The organism is Aminobacter aganoensis (assembly GCF_014206975.1).
Taxonomy (GTDB): Bacteria; Pseudomonadota; Alphaproteobacteria; order Rhizobiales; family Rhizobiaceae; genus Aminobacter; species Aminobacter aganoensis.
Map to the genome: position 1 here is coordinate 1 of NZ_JACHOU010000008.1, position 22,079 is coordinate 22,079.

21 protein-coding genes are annotated in these 22,079 nt (G+C 60.1%); 9 read left to right on the plus strand and 12 right to left on the minus strand.

Translation table 11 applies throughout. The features are described from left to right. Positions 1-8: 8 nt before the first annotated feature. The 10 genes from GGR00_RS16120 to GGR00_RS16165 form a co-directional block, all read right to left on the minus strand. Positions 9-704, minus strand: a complete 696-nt coding sequence (locus GGR00_RS16120) for an urease subunit beta (RefSeq protein WP_184699989.1) — start codon at positions 702-704, stop codon at positions 9-11. 12 nt (positions 705-716) lie between these two features. Further along, on the minus strand, positions 717-1,400 hold the full coding sequence (locus GGR00_RS16125) for an urease accessory protein UreF (protein ID WP_184699990.1): 684 nt from the start codon (positions 1,398-1,400) through the stop codon (positions 717-719). Continuing rightward, a complete protein-coding gene (ureE, locus tag GGR00_RS16130; RefSeq protein ID WP_184699991.1) occupies positions 1,397-1,849 on the minus strand; it encodes an urease accessory protein UreE in 453 nt (150 codons plus the stop codon). Before ureE ends, GGR00_RS16125 begins: the two co-directional genes overlap by 4 nt. Before the next feature lie 59 nt (positions 1,850-1,908). Continuing rightward, the gene (locus GGR00_RS16135) at positions 1,909-3,159 is read right to left on the minus strand and encodes an ArgE/DapE family deacylase (protein ID WP_184699992.1); all 1,251 of its coding nucleotides are present in this window, start codon (positions 3,157-3,159) and stop codon (positions 1,909-1,911) included. Next, positions 3,153-3,656: an ureidoglycolate lyase gene (locus tag GGR00_RS16140; RefSeq protein WP_184699993.1), complete on the minus strand. Its 504-nt coding sequence runs from the start codon at positions 3,654-3,656 to the stop codon at positions 3,153-3,155. Before GGR00_RS16140 ends, GGR00_RS16135 begins: the two co-directional genes overlap by 7 nt. An 81-nt stretch (positions 3,657-3,737) precedes the next feature. Next, a complete protein-coding gene (gene puuE, locus GGR00_RS16145; protein ID WP_184699994.1) occupies positions 3,738-4,637 on the minus strand; it encodes an allantoinase PuuE in 900 nt (299 codons plus the stop codon). Positions 4,638-4,727: 90 nt separating this feature from the next. Continuing rightward, entirely contained in the window at positions 4,728-5,837 is a 1,110-nt protein-coding gene (locus GGR00_RS16150) for an ABC transporter permease (RefSeq protein WP_184699995.1), read from the minus strand. A 1-nt stretch (position 5,838) separates the two neighbouring features. Next, positions 5,839-7,326 carry an ATP-binding cassette domain-containing protein gene (locus tag GGR00_RS16155; RefSeq protein WP_184699996.1) on the minus strand — a complete coding sequence of 496 codons (1,488 nt, stop codon included), beginning with the start codon at positions 7,324-7,326 and terminating at the stop codon, positions 5,839-5,841. Between the two features lie 133 nt (positions 7,327-7,459). After that, positions 7,460-8,449, minus strand: coding sequence for a sugar ABC transporter substrate-binding protein (locus GGR00_RS16160; protein WP_184699997.1), 990 nt, complete (start codon positions 8,447-8,449; stop codon positions 7,460-7,462). A 57-nt stretch (positions 8,450-8,506) separates the two neighbouring features. Then, on the minus strand, positions 8,507-9,577 hold the full coding sequence (locus tag GGR00_RS16165; protein WP_184699998.1) for a CapA family protein: 1,071 nt from the start codon (positions 9,575-9,577) through the stop codon (positions 8,507-8,509). Positions 9,578-9,763: 186 nt separating this feature from the next. Here GGR00_RS16165 and alc point away from each other — a divergent pair, with 186 nt between their 5' ends. Next, positions 9,764-10,768, plus strand: a complete 1,005-nt coding sequence (gene alc / locus GGR00_RS16170; RefSeq protein ID WP_184699999.1) for an allantoicase — start codon at positions 9,764-9,766, stop codon at positions 10,766-10,768. A gap of 124 nt (positions 10,769-10,892) precedes the next feature. Continuing rightward, the gene (locus tag GGR00_RS16175) at positions 10,893-11,651 is read left to right on the plus strand and encodes a GntR family transcriptional regulator (protein WP_184700000.1); all 759 of its coding nucleotides are present in this window, start codon (positions 10,893-10,895) and stop codon (positions 11,649-11,651) included. Positions 11,652-11,724: 73 nt separating this feature from the next. Here GGR00_RS16175 and GGR00_RS16180 read toward each other — a convergent pair whose 3' ends face one another. Then, a complete protein-coding gene (locus GGR00_RS16180) occupies positions 11,725-12,204 on the minus strand; it encodes a DNA cytosine methyltransferase (RefSeq protein ID WP_343065569.1) in 480 nt (159 codons plus the stop codon). Positions 12,205-13,221: 1,017 nt separating this feature from the next. On the opposite strand from GGR00_RS16180, the gene GGR00_RS16185 reads away from it, so the two are divergent. Further along, positions 13,222-13,989 carry an aspartate/glutamate racemase family protein gene (locus GGR00_RS16185; RefSeq protein ID WP_055974832.1) on the plus strand — a complete coding sequence of 256 codons (768 nt, stop codon included), beginning with the start codon at positions 13,222-13,224 and terminating at the stop codon, positions 13,987-13,989. On the opposite strand, the gene GGR00_RS16190 is transcribed toward GGR00_RS16185, so the two are convergent. Further along, entirely contained in the window at positions 13,986-14,702 is a 717-nt protein-coding gene (locus GGR00_RS16190) for a GntR family transcriptional regulator (RefSeq protein ID WP_055974836.1), read from the minus strand. The genes GGR00_RS16185 and GGR00_RS16190 overlap by 4 nt on opposite strands. A gap of 135 nt (positions 14,703-14,837) precedes the next feature. Here GGR00_RS16190 and GGR00_RS16195 point away from each other — a divergent pair, with 135 nt between their 5' ends. The 6 genes from GGR00_RS16195 (at position 14,838) to GGR00_RS16220 (ending at position 21,949) form a co-directional block, all read left to right on the plus strand. Next, positions 14,838-15,854, plus strand: coding sequence for an ABC transporter ATP-binding protein (locus GGR00_RS16195; protein ID WP_246441410.1), 1,017 nt, complete (start codon positions 14,838-14,840; stop codon positions 15,852-15,854). Between the two features lie 423 nt (positions 15,855-16,277). After that, a complete protein-coding gene (locus GGR00_RS16200; protein WP_055974837.1) occupies positions 16,278-17,843 on the plus strand; it encodes an ABC transporter substrate-binding protein in 1,566 nt (521 codons plus the stop codon). 57 nt (positions 17,844-17,900) lie between these two features. Next, a complete protein-coding gene (locus GGR00_RS16205) occupies positions 17,901-18,866 on the plus strand; it encodes an ABC transporter permease (RefSeq protein WP_184700001.1) in 966 nt (321 codons plus the stop codon). Beyond that, the gene (locus GGR00_RS16210) at positions 18,863-19,786 is read left to right on the plus strand and encodes an ABC transporter permease (RefSeq protein ID WP_055974845.1); all 924 of its coding nucleotides are present in this window, start codon (positions 18,863-18,865) and stop codon (positions 19,784-19,786) included. The genes GGR00_RS16205 and GGR00_RS16210 overlap by 4 nt, the downstream gene beginning before the upstream one ends. Before the next feature lie 10 nt (positions 19,787-19,796). Then, the gene (locus GGR00_RS16215; protein ID WP_184700002.1) at positions 19,797-20,996 is read left to right on the plus strand and encodes an amidohydrolase family protein; all 1,200 of its coding nucleotides are present in this window, start codon (positions 19,797-19,799) and stop codon (positions 20,994-20,996) included. Then, positions 20,993-21,949 carry an ABC transporter ATP-binding protein gene (locus GGR00_RS16220; protein WP_184700003.1) on the plus strand — a complete coding sequence of 319 codons (957 nt, stop codon included), beginning with the start codon at positions 20,993-20,995 and terminating at the stop codon, positions 21,947-21,949. Before GGR00_RS16215 ends, GGR00_RS16220 begins: the two co-directional genes overlap by 4 nt. Positions 21,950-22,079 lie beyond the last annotated feature (130 nt).

Consider the following 22,079-nt stretch of genomic DNA (forward strand, 5'->3'; position numbering starts at 1 on the left):
TTCCTCCCTCAGGCGCCGCGGAAGCCGCGGGCGCGGGCGTTTTCAAGCGCAGCGGCCTTCACCGCCGCATCGTCGGCCGAGCCATTCGACAACCCATTGAGACCGGACATATGCTGCTGGCCGCCGAAGGTGGTGAGCGGCACGTCCTTCTCCTGCCCGGGCTCGAAGCGCACGGCTGTGCCGGCGGCGATGTCGAGGCGCATGCCGAATGCGGCCGCTCGATCGAAATCGAGCGCCTTGTTGACCTCGAAGAAATGGTAGTGGCTGCCGATCTGCACCGGACGGTCGCCAGTGTTGACGACCTTCAGCGTCAGCTTGCGGCGTCCGGCATTGAGCTCGATGTCGCCATCCTCGGCGACGATCGCCCCAGGTTCGACGTCGTCGGCCGCAGCACCCGCCGCAGGGCGCAGTGGCTCATGCACGGTGACCAGCTTGGTACCGTCACGGAACGTCGCCTCGACCTGCAGCATCGGCAGCATTGCCGCGATCCCGGGCATGACGTCGGCCTGGGTCAGGATAGCCGAGCCGATCGACATCATATCGGCCACCGAGCGCCCTTCCCTGGCACCTTCGAGGATCTCGTCAGTGATGATCGCCACCGCTTCGGGATAGTTGAGCAGGAGCCCCTTGGCCCGGCGCTTGCGCGCAAGTTCGGCCGCCGTGTAGATCGTCAGGCGCTCGAGTTCGGTCGGTGTCAGCAACATCGTGGGTACTCCTCAATTCGAAAACAGGCGCTGGCCCGAAGCGCCGTGCATGGCGACCGCGATCTCGCAGAGCGGCGTGAACGACCGTAGCGGCTCGTCGTCGACGACAGGCACGCGGGCCGCAGCCTCGATGGCAGGCAGAGCGCGCGCAACAACCTTCTGCGCGTCGATGGCGCCGATCACGCCAAGCCGCACCGCGGCGGTCGCCAGCGACGCCACCATCTGGTAGCCGCCGATCGCAACGGCACTCGCCTCATCGAGTTCCAGCGCCTGCCATGCCAGCCCTTGCACAACAGCCAGGTGGCCGCAGGCTTCGCCCTTGCGGACCATCGCGCGATAGGCGGCAGCGCCCCTCGTCCCAATCCGCTCATGTGTCGTCAGCAGCGCCATGCCGTTGCGGCGCGAGCCAGATCGCAGCCCCTCGACGAAAGTCGAGGCCTCGACCTCGCGGTCGAGTTCGGCCAGCGCCTCGAGGTCCCCTGCGAGTCGAAAAGCCCGCACCAACGCGACGCGATCGGCGGCGGCCCAGCGATGGCGGATCTGGATATCTACGAAGCCGGCAAAGTCAAAGGCGCCCAGTTTCCCGGCAAGCGTGGACGACGCCTCCAACCCTTGCGAAAAGGCAAAGCCGCCGGAGGGAAACTGCCCGTCGGCATGTTGCAGGGCGACGAGCAATTGTGCCGATGGGATGCTCATTCGGCCTCCTCGGCCATCTCGACGCGGCCGCCGGAGATAAGCTGCTCGATGCGCGCGGCGTATGCCGAGGCAGGGCCGTCCTGTGCGACAAGCAGGTCCTCGCCGTCGAAACGCACTCGCCAGTGCAGGTTGCCGGCGTGATAGCCGAGTTCGAGCGCGTCGCTGGCCGAGCGCGGCGTGAACCTCAGCCAACGCTGCTCTCCGGCGCGCACGATCACCGCGCGATGATGGTCGAGCACCAGCACCGCCCCGTCATGCAGCTTCTGGTCGCGCGGCAAGGTGATCGCCACCTCCTCACCCTTGTCGGTCCGCGCCATCAGCCGCCGGCGGTCGAGATCACTTGCCGCCACCGTCACGAACTCCACGGCGTGGTGGTGTTCGAGATGATGAATGGCCTCATGCATTGCCGGATCGCTTCGGCTGCCAAGAACGCTTTCAACTCGGAGCATTGTTACCTCATCCGGCCCTCTTGGAGCCGCTAACGGAATGACCGGTCACTGGAGGACCCTCAGGCGTTGCCAGTGAGCATGTCGTAAAGGGCCAGTGTCACGACGTTTGTCGCAAGCACGAGGTCATCGATTTTGAGCTTCTCGTCGGCGCGATGCGCATTGGCCTCGAGCATCGTTCGCGGACCGGCGCCGTACAGCACGGTCGGGATACCGGCATTGCTGTAGTGTCGCGCGTCGGTGTAGAGCGGCACCCCGTGCGTCGGGACTGCCTCGCCGATGAGCTCGGACGCATGTCTCTGCAAGGCACCCGCCAAGCGCTCCTGCCCGTCGAGCGGCTTCAGCGGATTGGCCAGCATCAGCTGGCGGACATGGCATTCGACGCCCGGCATTTCGCCAGCGGTAGCCTCGATGAACGCGATCAGGTCGCGCGCCACCTCCGGACCGTTCTCTTCCGGGATCATGCGGCGGTCGACGCGCATCACGATCTTGTCGGGGACGACATTGGTGTTGATGCCACCTGAGATGAGCCCCACCACCAGCGACGGCGTCGTGATGCCTTCGACCGACGAGCGCTGCTCGGAAAAGCCCGAGCGCAGCGAATAGAGCCGGCTGAGAATGTGGGTTGCGGCCTCGAGCGCGTCGATGCCTGTTTCGGGCCGCGCCGCATGGGCAGACTTGCCGCGGACATCGATGTCGAGGTGCAGGCAGCCATTGTGGGCGGTGACGACGCCATAGGACAGGCCGGCGCAGATCGCATAATCCGGCTTGGTCAAGCCCTGTTGCAGCAGGTAGAGCGGGCCGATGTCGCCGCCGACCTCTTCGTCATAGGTCAGGTGGATCTCGACCGTGCCTGACAGCTTTTCGCCCAGCGAGCGCAGCGCCAGCAGTGCATAGGCATAGGTGACGAAATCCGACTTCGAGGTCGCCACGCCACGGCCGTACATCCAGCCGTCCTTGGCCACAGCGCCATAGGGATCGACCGACCAGCCTTCACCAGGCGCCACGACATCACCATGAGCATTGAGCGCGATGGTCGGGCCGGGCCCGAACGTGTGCCTCACAATCAGGTTGGTGGCGCTGATCATGCCGACGCTCGCAACTAGCGCGTCTGGCACCTTGTGTCGCTCGACGGTGAAGCCAAGGCGTTCATACAATTGGGCAGCGCGATCGGCATGCGCTGCGCAGTCTCCGGGCGGATTGTCGGACGGCACCTTGACCAGTTCCGCCAGCATGCGCACCTGATCGTCGCGATGCGAACGGATGATGTTTATTAAAAGGGGTTTATGTTCTGACGTCTCTATCTTCAGCATCGAACGTTCCCCTCAATGACATAGGGCTCGGCGAAATTGTATTCTTCCAGATTACTTCCTAGTCCACCGCGATCGACGACGAGAAAATCTTGCTCGTTAACTAGCGGAGAAAGCACTCCATGCCACACGTTGCTGTGGTAGTTCACGCCCTGTCCCGGTTGCGCAATGAATGCCCTGGGCGCCTGTGGAACGCCTTGCCGGTCAAGACAGACAACCACCAGGAACGATCCCAGCTTCGTCGGGATGAACGCCTGGCTTCCATACGGATGCCTCTCGACAGCTGAAACAACCAACGGAAGCTCACAGTGACGACTCCGGACCATCGAGATCAGAACTCGCCCTTCTGGCCCACTTGCCTCCACTTTCGCCATATCGTGGAAGCGATCCGCCATGCCACCGTTGATCGAGTAGCTTGCATCGCCATCGATCTCGATTACGTCACCAAACTCGCGAAACCGATCTCGTGTGAGCGGTTCAACGTCTACAATTTGCGGCATATTTTTCGTTCCAAGCTGAGCTGACGCATAAGTACAGAATGCGCTCTAGGCATATCTAGGAAGTATTGAGGGGTACTCCGCCTACTCGGCGTGATGCTGGTGCCAATGACGCGCAATTTCGTCTCTACGACAAATCCACACGTCTTCGTGCTTCTGCACATAATCTAGGAAGCGCAGAAACGCTGCCCACCGGCCAGGGCGGCCAACAATCCTCAGGTGCAGACCGGTCGACATCATACGTGGTGTTCTGTCGCTCTCGCGATAAAGCACGTCAAACGTATCTTTAAGGTAGGAGAAGTACTGATCGCCTGAGTTGAAACCCGCGGCCGACACGAAGCGCATGTCATTTGCTTCCAGCGTGTACGGTATCCGCAAATGCTGCTTGCCATCCACGGTAACCCAATAGGGAAGGTCATCCGCATATGTGTCGGAGTCGTAGAGGAACCCGCCCTCTTCGACTACCAGCTTCAACGTGTTTTGACTGCATCGCCCTGTATACCAGCCCACGGGGCGCTCCCCGGTAATCTCTGTGATGGCCTCGATGGCCAGCTTCATGTGGGCGCGTTCCGTTTCCTCTCCCATCCATTGGTGGTCGATCCACTTCCAGCCGTGACTCGCGATCTCGTGGCCCGTTGAATGCATGAACTTACCCGCTTCCGGATAGTGCTGAAGAGCAAGCCCGTTGGCGAGGACCGTGGATCTAATCCCTCGTGCGTTTAGCTCGTTAAAGACGCGCCAAAAGCCGACTCGTGTGCCGTACTCGTAGAGCGATTCCATGTTGACGCTGCGGACACCAAAAAGCGGGGGTGCGCCAATCATGTCGGAGATAAAATTCTCGGAATGGGCGTCACCGTGAAGCACGCTGTTTTCTGAACCTTCTTCAAAGGCCACAATAATCTGCAACGCCAACTTGGCGCCCTTCGGCCAATTGGCATTTGGTGGGTTGTTTCCATATCCGACCATGTCGCGAGCGTAGGTCATACTGTAGTTCCTTTCGAAATCTGGCCGTGTTGCGCGGCGGATACTTATCGAGCGTCGTGGGTCTGGGGCCTGAACGAGCTTGGAAGGTGTTCAAAGATGTCGGACAGTGGCGGTATCATCCTGTTTGCCGGGGTCGCTACCAATAGCAACCGCAGCACGCTGCTCGCTCACTCGGCGGCGGCCCTCCAGAAGAGGTCCAAGCACCGAACCCAATGAGTCAAGGCTGGCGGCAAATACAAGGGCGAGTCCGGCAGCAACGAGTTGTACAAATGGCGTCACATTCAGCTGCGTGAGTCCATTCTCTAGAACCCCGAGAAAGATCCACGCCGTCGCCACACCACCAATTCGACCGCGACCGCCAGCAAATGCAACGCCGCCCAGCAGCACGATCGTCAGCGCTTGAAGTTCCATCTGCAAGCCAAGTGCGCCTGGTGCGGAGCCATCTAGCCGTGCTGCCGACATCACGCCCGCCAACCCGGCAGCTGCCCCGGTAACGACATAGAGTGCAAATGGCAGTGCACGTACCGGCAATGCTGCCAAGAACGCAGCCCGCGGATTTGACCCGATGGCGTATACGTAGCGGCCCCAGGTGGTCAGTGAAATGAAGACGGCCGCAGCAATGAAAGAGATACCTACGATCCACAGCTGAATCGGAACATAAAGAAATTCGCCATTGCCCATAACGACAAAGAACTCGTCGAGGCCCGCAATTTCATTGTGCTGGATGAGCAGTGTAGTCCCACGGAGAATGCCGAGCATGCCAAGGGTAACGATAACGGGATTGAAGCGGAGAATACCGCAGAGAACCCCGTTGACGACGCCACCCAACGCGCCGCCACCGATACCAACCAACATGCTCACCCAAGGTGAAAGACCCCATTCCGCATTGGCTAGCGCAACGAGTGTCCCGGCAAACCCGATATTTGATCCGACAGACAAATCTACGTGCCCGGCGATCACCAACAAGGCCATTGCTGCCACCAGAACACCGATGACTGCATTGTTTGTGAGGATTACCTCGAAATTCGACACGGTAAGGAATGTCGGCGTCCTGGAGGAGAAATAGACGATCAAAATGATAAGCGCGATCACCAGGATATTGTTTATTATAACCTCCGGCCGCTTAATCTTATCCAAAAGTGATGATGAGCGCTCATTGTTTGTTGCAGCGCCGGTGCTGGACGTAGTTGACCTGGTCATCTCATTCTCCCACATGCGCCAAGTGCAGCAGGCGCTCTTGATTGATCTCGGCCCCGTGCAGAACTCCGGCAACGCGGCCTCGAGATAGCACTACGACCCGATGGGCCAATTGCATCAACTCTTCCGGCTCCGACGAAGTCACCACGACTGCAAGGCCGGTTTTCGTGCTCTCCGACAGGACGTTGTAGAGGTCGCCGCGGGCACCAACGTCCACGCCTTGGGTCGGCTCATCGAGCAACAGCATCCGGCAGTCTTGGCCGTCTTGGAGCCACCTGCCCAGAACAAGTTTCTGCTGATTTCCACCCGAGAACCGCCTGGCCTCAAGTTCAGACCGCCGCGGCTGCAGGTTCAGCTTTCGTGAAACGTCGTGAAAAGCCTTTTGCTCTGAAGATTTGCTCCGAAAGCCCAAAGTGCCCAGTTTGGCGGCGCTGGCCATCGCTACGTTCTCGCCTGCCGTCAGCGTCTGAAATACGCTCTTCCTAAGCCGATCTTCTGGGACAAGCGCTATGCCAGCCCTTACTGCATCGGACGGTCGGCGCAAATTCAACGGCTTACCGCCCAGAGTAATTGTTCCGCCCGCCAGCGCTCGCGCGCCGAACAACGCTTCAAGCAGCTCAGTCCGACCGGAACCAACCAGGCCGAAAATACCCAGTATCTCGCAGGAATTGACATCGAGGTCGATCGGTCCAATGCCTGGCGCAGTCAATCCACGAACTTGAGCCAGGGGAGATCGTCTGCTCTCCTGACTGGCATAGTCAGGGGGCGTAGTTCCCACACTGCGGCCCGCAATTGCGCTGACGATCTCTTGCTCTGTCACATCAGAGACCTTGGATGAAAGAACAATCTTGCCGCCTCGAAGGACAGACACTCGATCAGCAATGGCAAAAACTTCTGCAAGCCGATGCGTAACATACAAGAGTGGCAGCCGTTTCTTTTTGAGAGCGAGAAGCTGAGCTGACAGTTGCGCAGCCTCGCGTTCAGTGAGTGATGCAGTAGGCTCGTCAAGTATCAATAGTTTTGGATTTGTACGAAGAGCCTTAACGATCTCAATGACCTGTAGTTCTGCGTTGCTTAGTTTAAGCAAATCAGCTTCAGGGTCGATACTTACTCCCAAATCTGCAAACCATTTTCGTACTTCTCGTTCCTCTTGGGCTTTGCAAACAAATGGACCGCGCTTGTATTCCTGTCCAAGAAAGACATTATCGAGCACGTTTAGGCCAGAAGCTAACGAAAGCTCTTGGTAAACAACGGAAATACCTGCTCGCATTGCATCTCGAGGTCCGCTTGCTGCAAACGGTTTTCCGTCGACTTCGATCGCGCCGGAATCCGGCTGTTCGGCCCCGGACAAACACTTGATTAACGTCGATTTTCCAGCGCCATTGGCGCCTAGAAAGGCATGGATTTCTCCATCCTCAATTTCAAGATCGACCCCCTTGAGGACAGGAACACCAGAATAGGCCTTCTTGAGATTGCTGATCACAACAGACACGGAAACCACCTTGTTCTATAGTATTTTCCTTGTATCGTGCGATAAGGACCGCGCCTTTTGTTGCTGCTATGTAACAAGTGCGGCACTCGTGCTCGGCGCCTGTCCTTATCGCGTCGATATCGTAAGGAAGACTCTATTCGATGCCTTGCTGTTTCAAGTACTTGTCAGCCAGTGGCGATTTAGCCTCGACCAACTCCAGCGCGATGATGCGTTCGGCAACGGTTTCACCATGCGCAAGCTTGTCAGCCGTCGTTGCGATCGCCTCACCCAGGTCGATCAAGGGGAGAGCCATGGAAGCACGATAAATGGTGTCACCGCTTCGCAGCAATTTTAGTGCACCTGGGGTGCCATCCATTCCGCCAATGAACGCCTTTGGATCGGCCTTGTCGCGCCCAGCTGCGATCCAGGCCTTGTATGCACCCTCTGTTGCCGGATCTTCGATACCGAGGATCACGTTAACTTCAGGGTGCGCTTGAAGGATACTGCGGGTCGTTTCGAGGCCCTCGGTTGCGCTGATGGCATCCTGGCGAGCAACAATGGTTGCACCGGGCGCCACACTGGTAAGGCCTTTCGCGATGCCATCCGCTCGAGAACGGCCCCAGAAAGCTCCTTCATAGCCCAGAATTACGACATTGGCCTTGCCGTCCAGGTTGGAATTTATCCACTTGCCAGCATACTCGCCTAGAACTGCAGCAGACTCGTATTGGCTGAAACCTACGGTCGCGTCCTGGTTCTGTAGCTTTTCCGCATACGTGATCCACTTGATGCCGGCACTGCGAGCTTTCTTGGCGACACTTTCAAAGACCGCTGGATTGAGTGTAACGCAGACAATGACCGCTACTTTTTGCTCAATCCACGTGTTGAGGGTATTGATCTGCTTCTTCAGGTCTGTTCCAGGGTCATCTACAACGACCTGATAGCCAAGCTCTCCTCCCTTCTTCTTTGCCGCCTCCAAGGTGGCAATAACTGCACCCTGAAGCGACGAGTTCGGGAAGCTGACGGCGATTACAGGTGACTGGGCAAAAGCAGGTTGCGGCAGTGCAATTGAGATAGCGGCCAGGCCAGCCATCCCTAGGGCCACAAAGTTTCGCCTCGACAGAGAACTCCACATTTTGTCAGACATTTACTATTCCCCTTTTTTGTTAGCAGTTTTGTTCCTTTTTCATTCCATTTCGAATTCTTACGGATTCTCCTTCCTGGCAATAATTTCGCCATTTCGTACTTCGATTTTGGTTCCAAACGGACTGGATAGCCGCCTAAGGCGAGAGAGGAGGCGATCTAACTCAGCGCCCTTCGCAAGCCCGGGCAGGCGTCTTGCGTTAAGGATGTGAGGGACAAGCTGCACCTGGGGATCGGCACTTGAGTGGGGGCACAGCAACGCGACAAAACCCTCTGCCGACATCTCGCTCCAGAGCTTTTTGATCGTCGGGGCCGCTTCCATGAATACCTGCTGGCCGACCAACGTCCCTAGGCCGTATAGAATTGGCTTATTCCGATAGAATTCTATCGGATGGATAGTATGGGGGTGGTGACCGTGAATCATGTCGGCGCCCGCCTCGATCAACGCATGAGCCAACGGCCGCTGGTACTCCGCCAAGTCATCGCCGGAGCCGAAACCCCAGTGAACCGTCACAATCAAGAAATCGAAGCGAGAGCGGCAATCGCGGACACACCGGCTGGCAAACTCCATGTCGTCGTCATGGACACGCGTTCGGACCCGCACTGCCGACAGGTCACCTGGCTCCTCCATTTGATAGTACGGGTCGATCTCGTATGAGGTCACTATCTTCAGACCGGATATCCCCGCCCTGCGTTCTGCCGCGCCCATCCCGGTCGGAACAAGGCAAGAGAATGCCAGTACTCCAACGCGCTTGCTGCGGAGAAAAGCCTCCGCTGGCGTGACAGCCTCGGTTACTGTCTCCCCAGCCCCTACGACTTGCAGGCCCGTGGCGCGTAGATTTTCAACCGTGTCCTTCAGACCCTCACACCCATAGTCGACGGTGTGATTGTTGGCGACCGTGACAATGTCGAGTCCAAGGGCGTCAAGGTCAGATGCGATCGATGGGTCTGCGCGAATATTCAATAACTTTTGAAGCGGCGTCTCCGCGCAAGTGAGCGGCATCTCAAAGTTCCCAATGACCAGGTCTGCGTCATGAAGATGCCGCAGGACCGCCTGGACTTCCGGCGCTTGCGCATCCGGTCGCAAGTGGTCAAGCGGGATGACATCCCCTGTGACAGCCAATGTGGGCACTGTTTCCTCCAACTGCTCCCTGGCTCCGTCGCAGCTAATCGCTTTGTTTTGCGTCCGTGAGACCTGGCTGCTTGGTATTATCAACCTAACGAGAGGTCTTTACTACCTAGCTAACAGGGTGTACCCTACTGGAGAGTGCCGACAGTGTCAAGGCGCTACGCAATAACCAGCGCAGGAGATGCAAAAATGACGAAATGCACGCAGCCAGACTTCGCAAGCAGGTACATTAATTTGGCGAATCCGCAGCTTGGCGCCGAGGCTGTTTTTGCCAACGACGAATTTTTTGCTTCGAAAGAGAGAATGCTAAGCCCGATCAGCCCAGTATTTATCTTTGGAAAGAAAGACGATACGCGGCCGGGACTGTATATGGACGGTTGGGAGACGCGACGACGCCGAACTGAAGGTCACGATTTTTGTATCGTAAAGCTCGGTGTACCAGGAGTTATTCAAGGCTTTGATATCGACACGAGCCACTTTACCGGGAATTTTCCTCCTGCGGCCTCAATAGAGGGCTGCAATTCAGAACAGAAAGTCCCAGCCGACGATGCCAAGTGGACTGAAATATTGCCTTCCACGGAACTCTCCGGCAATGCACACCATTTCTTGCCTGCTCTAAATTCCGGTATCTTCACTCATATTCGCCTAAACATTTATCCGGACGGAGGCATAGCGAGGCTTCGGGTCTACGGCGAAGCGGCGGTCGATTGGGAAGAGGCAAACAAGAGCGCCATATATGAGTTGTCGGCTTTGGCGTTTGGCGGTCGCGCGCTCGCTGCCAGCGACCAGCATTACGGTTCGCCCAATAATCTGCTTATGCCCGGATCCGGTGACTCTCCCATTGACGGATGGGAGACACGTCGGCGACGCGCTCCGGGCAATGACTGGGTGGTGGTGGCATTAGGGCACCGGGGGCGCGTTTCGGAGATTGAGGTGGATACAGCACATTTCCGCGGAAACTACCCGGACAGGTGCTCTGTGTTGGCCGCTGACCTCAGTGGCGTCGACGTAAATGGGGTAGTTACCCAAAGCATGTTCTGGCGGACATTGCTGCCCGAACAGAAGCTAGAGATGCACAAGCGGCATATATTTGAACGGGAGATTCTGGACATTGGAGCTGTAACTCACTTGCGCTTCAATGTATTTCCCGACGGTGGTGTAATGCGCTTTCGCGCGTCTGGCAGACTCGCCTAAAGCGCCGGCTCATTGGTGAGCGGGTAACTATACATAGGTGGCGCGATCGATACGTTGAGGTATTAGGAGATGATGGGTCATCAGGTTTGGTCCAACCAAACTTGATGCCTACAGGAGGCGAAATATGGAACGTGTTACCCTGTCGAGACGCAAGCGTCCGCTTTCAAACGAAGTTTGCGACCGGATTGTTAATGACTACATCGCGAATGGCAACGTCAAGCCAGGATCGCTTCTGCCAAGTGAGAAGGAATTGACGGCGAAGTACGACGTCTCGAGGGTAACGTTGAGAGCCGCCATCAAAAGCCTCCACGATCGAGGACTCGTAAGCGTTCGAAACGGGGTTGGCGCGACCGTACTGCCGCGCCCCCCCGTTTCGTCAAAGATCGTGCACCACCTCGAGAGGCTTGCTTCGCTGGACAAAGCGGCCAGCGAAGCAGGCAAGCTTCTCGAAACTGAGGACCTGAAATGGGGCGAAAGTATCGTTACGCCAGAAATAAGCACAAAGCTGAGACTTCCTGTCGGCGATCCGGTGTATTTTGTGCAACGCTCTAAGATTCTTGACGAAGCGCGAATTGCATGGACAATAGACTGGCTTCCAACGACAATAATAGATCTTGATTTGATTCGAAGCGAGTTTAAGGGATCTCTCCTTGATGCATTGCTGCAGCATTCAGAGCTGGAGCTAAATTATGCCGACTTAGAGATAGTTCCACAAATACTTAATTCAGAGATTGCAGAGCATCTGGGAACCCCAACTGGTGGACCTGTGCTTTATCTCGATACTGTCGTCTATGGAGCAGCAGGTCAGCCAGACATATGGGGACAGGTTTGGGTTTTGCCGGAGCATGTTCGCTTCTTCATTCGTCGTCACATGCAGTTTTGAAAGGCCGCCGAGCTCCATGCTGGATCCAACAGCAGCCAAGCGCATTGCACGCTTGCGCGGCGCGCAACGACCTCTATCTGGTTAACTCGCCCCTCATGAGCGCACCCCAATTGCTCATGGTCGGATCAATCCCCGCAAGCATGCATCCCTTCCAGAACGTCACCGCGATTGAGTCAATGACGGGCTTACCGAGTTCTCGCTCCATCTCTTCAACGAGGAACGTTGCGGGAAGGTTGGTGCATACCTGCGACAGATCCTGGCAACGGAACAAAGCCCCGGCGAGGTCGGCCTGTCCCGCCAGATCGGCGGCTGTCACGAGCGCAACGTCGCGCTTGTCGAAATGCTCTCCGGCCCAGTTGTCGGCATAGGACTTCTGCTTGAAATCGTCGCAGTCGTTGGCGAAGAGGCACTGCCAGCCGCTGCCGAGACCCATTCGAGCCATGCCGACACCAGCGAATAACTCATAGTATTTTAACTTAACCGTCAAGTCCGCCCCGTCAGGGGTTATAATATAGATCAAGTTAAATCGTGATGCAAGGCAGTCGATTTGCACGAAATTTGGTTGCAGACATCCTAATTCCCTACCTCTAAAAACGCCCAGGCAGACCGACAATCAACCGACGCCTGCAGATGGGAATGCTCAAGCGATTGGCCGCTGAGCTGGTAACCTGCACGGTCGGCATCCCGCCCCGTGTGCCCACGGGCGAACAGCTGCCACGTCGTTATCCCGCCAGTCGCGTCGATCGCTCAACGACGAATGAGCGGCAGCTTTTGGGTATCGCACCGTCTCGTCCGACGACCGAAATCAGGGCGCAAAGCCGACATCCACGGGTCTCTGCCGTCACGTCCGCTTTGCGCGTAGGCAAAGTTTTGCCTGAGCCACCTGTATGAGGGCGCGAGCTGTTCGTCCGTGTAGACGCGCCAGTTGCTGCATCCCCTATGTACCCTTTAGGCAAAATGCAGCTGTGGGGAAACTTTGCCTGACCGGGCTCTCACGCCAAAAGTATCGTGCTATGTATCGTTCGAAGTATCGCTGAATGCGTTTCCGGTCGGGCGACTGGCGGGAAAGTGGTTTTTTGCGGGTATCTGGCGAAGAATCCCTCCCTCTCCGCCACTTGATCCAAGTTCCTTGATTTGAACCGGCGCCCCGTCGACGACCGCTCCGAACAACATTCGCGCCGCCGTTGTACGCTTGGAATATTCCTTCGCGTGCGCAGAGCAGCCTTAGAGCAACCGCTTGGTGTATACAATTATCTAACCACACCACGTCCAAACAAAATTCCTTCGAGGCCACGCCACGCGATCTTGGCCAGATCCCAACCGGCCTCTCCAAAAGCCCTAAACCTATAAAAAGCTCGGACTTATCTGCCGCCTTGCGTGGGACGCGAGCGCCCGTGTTCCGCCAAATCGCGCCAAGCTATGCCTCACCCGCTGCAGCAGCCGCTGGATTTCGTCACAAGCCGTGTTGACAACAGCAAATTATATCCAATACGAATATCTAATAGTATACAATTTTGAAGCACGCGGGATTGGCCCGCGCTTCCACGTGCCCGCCGGCTCAGAGGATCGCATGAGGATCAAGCTCATCAATCCGAACACGACCCAGTCGATGACCGATCTCATCGGCGATGCGGCGCGGGCGGTGGCGGCACCGGGGACAGAGATCCTGGCGGTGACGTCGCGATCCGGCGCCGCATCGATCGAGGGTCACTACGATGAGGCGATGAGCATCATCGGCCTCGTCGACGAGATCATGGATGGACCGGCCGCCGATGCCTACGTCGTCGCCTGCTTCGGCGATCCGGGTCTGCTTGCAGCGCGCGAACTCACCGGAGCGCCGGTGTTTGGCATCGCCGAGGCGGCGATGCATGCCGCGACCTTCGTCGCCACCGGCTTTTCGGTCGTGACGACGCTCGAGCGCACCCGCATCATCGCCGAGCACCTCGTGCGCAACTACGGCATGCAGAACCATTGCCGCCGGGTGCGCGCCACCGATGTGCCGGTGCTCGAACTCGAAAAACCGGAATCGAACGCCCGCGCGATCATCCTCGCCGAATGCGAAAGGGCGCTCGCCGAGGACCGCTCGGAAGCCATTGTCCTGGGCTGCGCCGGCATGGCCGACCTGGCGAAATTCCTCGAGGACAGGTTGCAGGTGCCCGTGATCGACGGCGTCGTCGCGGCGGTCAAGTTTGCCGAGGCGGTCGTCGGCATGGGCCTGAAGACATCGAAGCGCGGCGACCTCGCCTATCCGCTGCCCAAGACCTATCGCGGCAAGCTCGCCGGCTATGCGCCCGACACGCGGCTTGCCGACGGGCTGGCGGCACGCAAGGTGAGTTAGCCGACCGGCTTGAACAGCGTCTTGAAGTCGACGCGAACGGGGTGATCGGCAAGGTCGATCTGAGCCTCGATATGACGGAGGTGGTGGTCCATGTACTGCGCAGCTTTCTTGCCGTCCCGCCGCTTCAGCGCGTCCACGATTTCCTTGTGCTCGCTATATGAACAGGGCACCGCGCCCGGCGACTCATACAAGGCGATGATCAGCGACGTCCGCGACACCAGTTCGTGGACGAAGTCGCGCAGCACCTCGTTTCCGGCAAGCGAGGCGAGTTCACGATGAAAATCCCCGGAGAGCTGCAGCCGCCTTTGCTTGCTGTCTTGCTCGCCTGCCTCCGCCTCGGCGCTCACCATGGCCGTCAGCCGATCGACGTCTTCCCTGGTGATCGTCGAGGCGAGCTTTTCGGTGAGGATGCATTCGACCCCGCGCCGCGCCTCGAACACCTGCCGCGCCTCCTCGATCGAGGGCTTGGAAACAAAGGCGCCCTTGTTGGGGATCAGGTCGACGAGCTTTTCGTGCGACAGCCGCTGCAGCACCTTGCGGATGATCGTGCGGCTGACGCCGAAGGCGGTCGCCAGCGCGTCCTCCTGCAATGCCGTTGCCGGCCTGATCTGGTGGTTGATGATCGCCGAATAGATCTCGCCGTGGATGTGCTCGTCGGTCGGGCCGCCACGCTTCCTGGTCTTGTCGGGGCTCGGCGGGACTGCGGATTTCAAGGCGCGGGGCTCGCGTAACATGTCACGATCCTGGTGAAGCGGCATAGGGAGGGCTGAGATGTATTCTATCCTGTACGTTGCTCGCTTGGAACACGCCTTTTCCGCCAGCACAATCCCTCAAGCAAAAGCGGTGCGATGATGCCTGTTCACGTTGTCGAGACCGGAACGGCGGCGCAGATCCTGCCCGTACTGGATGTACACAATCTCCGCATCGAATTTCCCTTGCGCCAGCGCGCGCTCGTTGCCGTCGATGACGTCTCGTTCAGCATCGGCAAGGGCGAAATCCTCGGTGTGGTGGGCGAGTCCGGCGCCGGCAAGTCGCTGACCGGAAGCGCCCTGATCGGACTGCTGCAACCGCCGGGCCGCATTGTGGGCGGCACCGTTCATCTCTCCGGTCAGCGCATCGACGACCTGCCGCAGGCCGAGCAGCGCAAGCTGCGCGGCCGTCACATCGGCGCGATCTTCCAGGATCCACTGACCAGCCTCGACCCTCTCTTCACCGTCGGCCGCCAGCTTACCGAAACCATCCGCGCGCACCATCCCGGCAATGCCGAGACGGCACGCGCGAAGGCGCTGCAACTCTTGCGCGAAGTCGGCATCGCCGATCCGGAGAACCGTTTCAACCAGTATCCGCACCAGTTTTCCGGCGGCATGCGCCAGCGCATCGTCATCGCCTTGGCGCTGGCTGGCGAGCCGGAGCTGATCATCGCCGACGAGCCCACGACCGCCCTGGACGTCTCGGTTCAGGCCCAGATCATCGGGCTCCTGAAGCGGCTCGCGGCAACGCGCGGCACGGCGATCATGCTGGTCACCCACGACATGGGCGTCATCGCCGAAACCGCGGACCGGGTGGCTGTGATGTATGCCGGCCGCGTCGTCGAGATCGGGCCCGTCGACGAGGTCATCCACCGTCCAAGCCACCCCTACACGGCCGGGCTGATGGCCTCGATCCCCTCGCTCAACAGCAAGGCAGTGCGCCTTGCCCAGATCGACGGCTCGATGCCGCGCCTTGGCAGCTGGCCCGACGGCTGCGCCTTCAACCCGCGTTGCCCCAAGGCCGGCACGCGCTGCCGGTCGGAGCTTCCGCACCTGGCGGACGCCGGCGGCACATCCGCTGCCTGCTTCATCCACCAGGGCGGCACCCAACTCTGACCGAAACCGCATCGCCGGCAGGTGCAGAGAGTTAGGCAATTCGCGCCTGCCAAAACGGCAATTGTTCTGCCTGCCTGTTTTCCGGGCATTTGTGTATACAATTGATGCATATCTGCGCATACAAGCCTGTAGACGAAGCGTATTCAATGTGAAATCATCCTTCCTGTCGGCTCTCAACAGGCTGGGTTCCAGTGACAAGCGATCGAGATCAGAACGGATCGAAAATGGGCATTCCCCGACCCTCGGGGGATGAGAGGATCGCGGCTTCGATCTTGTCACGCCGGCCACGCAGCACTGTTGAGCCACCTCAAGCACCCGATGGATGCCGCGCGTTTCGGCACGCTCGACGCCGCGTCCTCGGCCAGCCGACGCCTGAACGAGAAAACAAAAAGCCAACAAACAAGAACTGCGTGGGAACAGCCGATGAAAAACTACCTGAAACTGCTACTTCTCGCCTCGTGCGCCGGCCTGGCCGTCAACGCGGCTGACGCCAAGACGCTGCGGTTCGCTGAATCGCAGGAAATCAGCTCGATGGACCCTCACGCGGCGCGCGAGGATTTCACGCTCAGCCTGATCGGCAACGTTTACGAAGGCCTCGTCCGCTGGAACAAGGAACTGAAGATCGAGCCGGCCCTTGCCGAAAGCTGGGAGACCCTGTCCGACACCAAATGGCGCTTCCATCTGCGCAAGGGTGTTGAATTCCACAACGGCAACCCGTTCACCGCCGACGACGTGATCTTCTCCTTCGAGCGTGCCGGGTCGCCCGGCTCGCCCTTCGCCGGCCTGCTCGAGCCCATCGCCGGGGTGGTCAAGGTCGACGACCACACGGTCGACATGACGCTGAAGCGCAAATACGCCTTGCTGCTCAACGACTTTGCCGGATGGTACATCCTCGACAAGGAGTTCCAGGAATCGATCGGCGCCCAGAAGCCGCTCGACCTGTCGACCAACACCGGTGGCGCGATGATCACCCAGGGCGTCGGCACCGGGCCGTTCAAGGTTGCCAGCCGCGAGCCCGACGTGAAGACCGTCTTTGCCGCCAACGAAAAGTGGTGGGACAAGCGCGAGCACAACATCGACGAGATCGTCTACACGCCGATCGCCAACAATGCGACGCGCGTGGCAGCCCTGCTTTCGGGCGAGGTCGACTTCATCCGCAACGCGCCGCCGCAGGACGTCGCGCGCATCGAGGCAACCGCCGGCATGAAGGTGATGCGCGCCCCGCACCTGCGCAACATCTTCTACGGCATGGACCAGTTGTCCAAGACCCTGCCTGGCCTCGATTCCAATCCGCTCGCCGACGTGCGCGTCCGCAAGGCGATCTACCAGGCCATCGACGTCGAGGGCATCAAGCGTTCGATCATGCGCGACAACAGCCGTCCCTCGGCGATCATGATGGCGCCGGAACTGCCGTTCTACGATGCCAGCCTCGACGTCCGCTTCCCTTATGACATCGAGGCTTCGAAGGCGCTGCTCAAGGAGGCAGGTTACGCCGACGGCTTCACCTTGCCGATGGATTGCCCGGCCGGCTCATTCATCAATGACGAGCAGATCTGCCAGGCAACCGTCGGCATGCTGGCCAAGGTCGGCATCAAGGCGCAGCTGACGATGCACCCCCCCGTGCAGTTCGATACCGAGCTGCCGGCTGGCAAGTATTCCTTCTACATGCTTGGCTGGGCCGGCCTGCCGACGCTCGATGCCTACAACATCATCTCGGCGACATTCCATACGCCCACCGGCGATCTCGGCGCCTGGAATCCGAAGGGCTATTCCAACGCTCGGGTCGACGAACTGATCCCGCAGATCGGCACCGAATACGATGCCGAAAAGCGCCAGGAGATGATCTCGGAAGTCATGAAGCTGCACCGCGACGAGGTCGGCAAGATCATGCTGCACCAGCAGTTCCTGACCTGGGGCATGACCGACAAGGTCCATGCCATCGTGCCGGCCGACGAGTATACGCGGTTCTGGTACTACACGATGGACTGACGATTGATCGGAGGCTGGGCGCCTGGCGCCCGGCCTCTCTCTATTTCAGAGGCTGAGATGATTTCCTTGCTCGCCACGCGACTGACCAGCGTTGTCCTCGTGATGCTGGTCGTGTCCGCGCTTTCATTCTCCATCTTCAACTTCCTCGGCGACCCGGTGAACAACATCCTCGGCGTCAACGCCACGCTTGCCCAGCGCGAGGAGCTGCGTGTCGCCCTGGGTCTCGACCAGTCGACATTCGTCCAGTTCTGGCGTTTCGTCGAACGTGCGGTGGTCGGTGATTTCGGCGTTTCCTACCGCAACCGCCAACCCGTGGTCGACCTGATCCTCGCCCGCCTGCCGGCGACGCTGGAGCTGGTCCTGTGCGCCACGATCATCGCCCTTGCCGTCGGCATTCCGATGGGCGTCTACACCGCGCTCCGGCCGCGCGGCCTCGTCAGCCGCACCCTGCAGTTCGGCTCGCTGCTCGGCATCTCGATGCCGCAGTTCCTGATCGGCATGCTGCTGATCCTCGTCTTCTCGGTCGAGCTGCGCTGGCTATCGGCATTCGGCCGCGGTGACGTGGTCACGCTCGGCTGGTGGACGACCGGCCTGCTCACAGCTTCCGGCGTCAAGGCGCTGATCATGCCGACCATCACGCTCGCCGTGTTCCAGGTGTCGATGATCATGCGGCTGGTGCGCGGCGAGATGCTGGAGGTGGTGCGGACGGATTTCGTCAAGTTCGCCCGCGCCCGCGGCCTTTCCGACCGCGCCGTCTACCTGACGCATGCCCTGCGCAACAGCCTGCTTCCGGTCATCACCATCACCGGCCTGCAGATCGGCTCGCTGATTGCCTTCGCCATCGTCGTCGAGGCGGTGTTCCAGTGGCCGGGCATGGGCATGCTCATCCTCCAGGCAATCGAGTTCGCCGACTTCCCGGTGATGGCGGCCTATCTCGCCTTCGTTGGCTTCAGCTTTGTCACGATCAACCTGATCGTCGACTTGATCTATCTCGCCGTCGATCCAAGGTTGCGTGCAAAATGAGCCAGTTTGTCCTCCGACTGAAAGCAATCGGCAACAGCGAACTGGCCTGGCGATTCAGGACCTCGCCGCCGGTCATCTTCGCCACCGTCGTGCTGGTGACGCTGGTCTTTTGCGCCGCCGCCGCCAACCTGATTGCCCCGCACAATCCGTTCGACCCGGCAACGCTCAACATCATGGATGCGCGCCTGCCGCCGGCGTGGATTAACGGCGGCTCCTCGACCTATCTGCTCGGCACCGACGAGCAGGGCCGCGACATCCTTTCCACCATCTTCTACGGCATGCGCGTGTCGATCCTCGTCGGCATCGCCGCCGTTGCATTCTCGATGACCATCGGCGTCGCCCTCGGCCTGATCGCCGGTTATCTAGGCGGCTGGGTCGACACCATCATCATGCGCCTCGGCGACATCCAGCTGAGCTTCCCAACGATCATGATCGCCTTCTTCATCGACGGCGTCGCCAAGATCGTCATGCCCATCGGCATGCGCGAGGAGATGCGCTTCTACGTCGTTATCCTGGCGATCGGCGTTGCCGACTGGGTGCAGTTCGCCCGCACCGTGCGCGCCGCCACCATGATCGAGCGCCGCAAGGACTATGTTGCGGCTGCCCGCATCAGCGAGGTCGGCGGCTTCCGCATCCTGCTGGCCCATATCCTGCCCAACACCATCGGCCCGGTGCTGGTCCTCGCCACGCTGGGCCTTGGCGTCGCCATCCTCACCGAGGCGATCCTGTCCTTCCTCGGCCTCGGCATGCCGCCGTCGCAGCCCTCGTTGGGCACGCTGATCCGCGCCGGCAACGACTTGCTTCTGTCGGGCGAATGGTGGATCGCGCTGTTCCCCGGTGCCGCACTTGTCCTTCTGGTGCTGGCCGTCAACATCGTCGGCGACTGGCTGCGCGACGTCCTCAACCCCCGCCTCCGCTGAGACCCGCATCATGAACGATCTCCTGCTCACCAATGTTCGTCCCGACGCCGGCGCCCCGGCCAGCATCCTGATCGAAAACGGCCTGATCTCGGCCATCGGCCCCGACATCAAGCCGCGCGATGGCGTCAAGGTCGTCGACGGCAAAGGCGCGATCGCCATCGCTCCCTTCGTCGAGGCGCATGTCCATCTCGACAAGATCCTGTGGGGCCTGCCCTGGCACGGCATCAACGTGCCGGACTCCTTGCGCGCGATGATCGACAACGAGGTCGAGATCCGCCGCACGCTGCCCTGGTCGGTCGCCGAGCGCGCCGGCAATCTGATGCGCCAGTGCGTCGCCAATGGCTCGACCCACATCCGCAGCCATGTCGACATCTCGCCCGAATACAAGCTCGACAATCTTCATGGCGTGCTTGCCGCCTGGGAGAAGACGAAACATGCGGTCGACCTCGAGATCGTCGCCTTCCCGCAGCTCGGCATGCTGATCGAACCCGGCACCGCCGAGTTGATGGAAGCCGCCCTCGACGAAGGCGCCTCGATCATCGGCGGCATCGATCCGGCCAGTGTCGACGGGGATGCCAAGGGCCATCTCGATACCATTTTCAACATCGCCCATCGCAAGCAGGCCAAGATCGACATCCACCTGCACGAACGCGGCGAACTCGGGCTCTACGAGCTGGGCCTCATCACCGAGCGCGCCAAGGCGCTCGGGATGCAGGACAAGGTCATCGTCAGCCATGCCTTCTGCCTGGGCACCGCATCGCGCGACGAGCTTGCCCGCACCATGGACCTGCTCGCCGAGGCTGGCATCGGCATCATCTCTGCAGTACCCGGCGACATCCCCTTCCCGCCGATGTTCGAGCTCGCCGAATATGGCGTCCGCTGTGCGGTCGCGTCCGACTCGCTGCGCGACACCTGGAACCCGCACGGCAATGGCGACATGCTCGAACGCTGCTGGCTGCTGTCCTGGCGCAGCAACTGCCGCACCGATGCCGAGCTCACCGCAGCCCTCGACATGGGCACCAGGCGCGGCGCCGACCTGCTCGATCTCGACGGCCACGGGCTGGAGATCGGGTGCGACGGCAGCCTGGTCCTGATCGAAGGCGAGAACCTCGCCCAGATCGTCGTCGACCGGCCGAAGCGCGCGCTTGTCGTCAAGCGCGGCCTTGTCGTCGCGCGGGACGGCAAGTGGATCGACGGGGCCGGGGCATGAACGCAATCGTCACCGAACAACCCTTGCTCAAGGTCGCCAATCTTGGCCGCACCTTCGACGTCTCGGCGCCCCTCCTGCAACGGCTGGTGACCCGTGCGCCGCGGCGCAGCGTCAAGGCTGTGGACGGCGTCAGCTTCGCGATCAGTCCCGGCACGACCTTTTCGCTGGTCGGCGAGTCCGGTTGCGGCAAGTCGACGGTGGCACGCCTCGTTGCCGGGCTGGAAAAACCCACCCGCGGATCGGTCGACATTAGCAAGGCCAGCGGCGAGCGCGTCCGCCTGCAGATGGTGTTCCAGGATCCGGTTGGCAGCCTCAACCCGCGTTGGCGCATCGGCCAGAGCATCGCCGAACCGATGGCAAAAAAACTCGGCCGCACCGAGCGCCGCAAACGCATCGGTGAATTGCTGGTCACCGTCGGCCTGGCACCCAGCGACGCTGACAAATATCCGCATGAGTTTTCCGGAGGCCAGCGCCAGCGCATTTCGATCGCCCGCGCGCTTGCCGCCGAAGCCGAATTGCTGCTGCTCGACGAGCCGACCTCCGCGCTCGACGTGTCGGTGCAGGCACAGGTGCTGAACCTGCTCAAGGACCTCCAGCAGCGGCTGGGGCTGACCTACCTGTTCATCAGCCACAATCTGTCGGTCGTGCGCTTCCTCACCGACCGCATCGGCGTGATGTATCTCGGCCGGCTGGTCGAGGAAGGACCGGGCGAACTCATCCTCGACAATCCCCAGCATCCCTACACCAGGCTGTTGCTCGAAACCGTGCCTGACCTGGAAGCGCCGAAACGCGACCGCGCGCCATTGGGTGGCGATATCCCGAGCCCGCTCAATCCGCCGAGCGGCTGTACCTTCCATCCGCGCTGCCCGTTGGCGATGGACATCTGCAGCAGGGAGCGGCCCGAACTGAAACGCTCGGCCAGCGGCGCCAACGTCGCCTGCCATGCCGCATAGGGATAAACCCGCCGGCTTCGGGAGGCGCTGCGAGCTTGGATCGCTCCGTATGCCCTGACATTGGCATGCGCCAGCATGCCTCTGCCGTCGAGGCGACCTTCCAACGACCTGCAAATCCGCGCCGCGACAA

Coding starts and splice junctions, on each gene's coding strand:
- GGR00_RS16120 (WP_184699989.1), bottom strand. CDS start 704: ATGTTGCTGACACCGACCGAACTCGAGCGCCTGACGATCTACACGGCG.
- GGR00_RS16125 (WP_184699990.1), bottom strand. CDS start 1,400: ATGAGCATCCCATCGGCACAATTGCTCGTCGCCCTGCAACATGCCGAC.
- ureE (WP_184699991.1), bottom strand. CDS start 1,849: ATGCTCCGAGTTGAAAGCGTTCTTGGCAGCCGAAGCGATCCGGCAATG.
- GGR00_RS16135 (WP_184699992.1), bottom strand. CDS start 3,159: ATGCTGAAGATAGAGACGTCAGAACATAAACCCCTTTTAATAAACATC.
- GGR00_RS16140 (WP_184699993.1), bottom strand. CDS start 3,656: ATGCCGCAAATTGTAGACGTTGAACCGCTCACACGAGATCGGTTTCGC.
- puuE (WP_184699994.1), bottom strand. CDS start 4,637: ATGACCTACGCTCGCGACATGGTCGGATATGGAAACAACCCACCAAAT.
- GGR00_RS16150 (WP_184699995.1), bottom strand. CDS start 5,837: ATGACCAGGTCAACTACGTCCAGCACCGGCGCTGCAACAAACAATGAG.
- GGR00_RS16160 (WP_184699997.1), bottom strand. CDS start 8,449: ATGTCTGACAAAATGTGGAGTTCTCTGTCGAGGCGAAACTTTGTGGCC.
- alc (WP_184699999.1), top strand. CDS start 9,764: ATGACGAAATGCACGCAGCCAGACTTCGCAAGCAGGTACATTAATTTG.
- GGR00_RS16175 (WP_184700000.1), top strand. CDS start 10,893: ATGGAACGTGTTACCCTGTCGAGACGCAAGCGTCCGCTTTCAAACGAA.
- GGR00_RS16185 (WP_055974832.1), top strand. CDS start 13,222: ATGAGGATCAAGCTCATCAATCCGAACACGACCCAGTCGATGACCGAT.
- GGR00_RS16195 (WP_246441410.1), top strand. CDS start 14,838: ATGATGCCTGTTCACGTTGTCGAGACCGGAACGGCGGCGCAGATCCTG.
- GGR00_RS16200 (WP_055974837.1), top strand. CDS start 16,278: ATGAAAAACTACCTGAAACTGCTACTTCTCGCCTCGTGCGCCGGCCTG.
- GGR00_RS16205 (WP_184700001.1), top strand. CDS start 17,901: ATGATTTCCTTGCTCGCCACGCGACTGACCAGCGTTGTCCTCGTGATG.
- GGR00_RS16210 (WP_055974845.1), top strand. CDS start 18,863: ATGAGCCAGTTTGTCCTCCGACTGAAAGCAATCGGCAACAGCGAACTG.
- GGR00_RS16215 (WP_184700002.1), top strand. CDS start 19,797: ATGAACGATCTCCTGCTCACCAATGTTCGTCCCGACGCCGGCGCCCCG.
- GGR00_RS16220 (WP_184700003.1), top strand. CDS start 20,993: ATGAACGCAATCGTCACCGAACAACCCTTGCTCAAGGTCGCCAATCTT.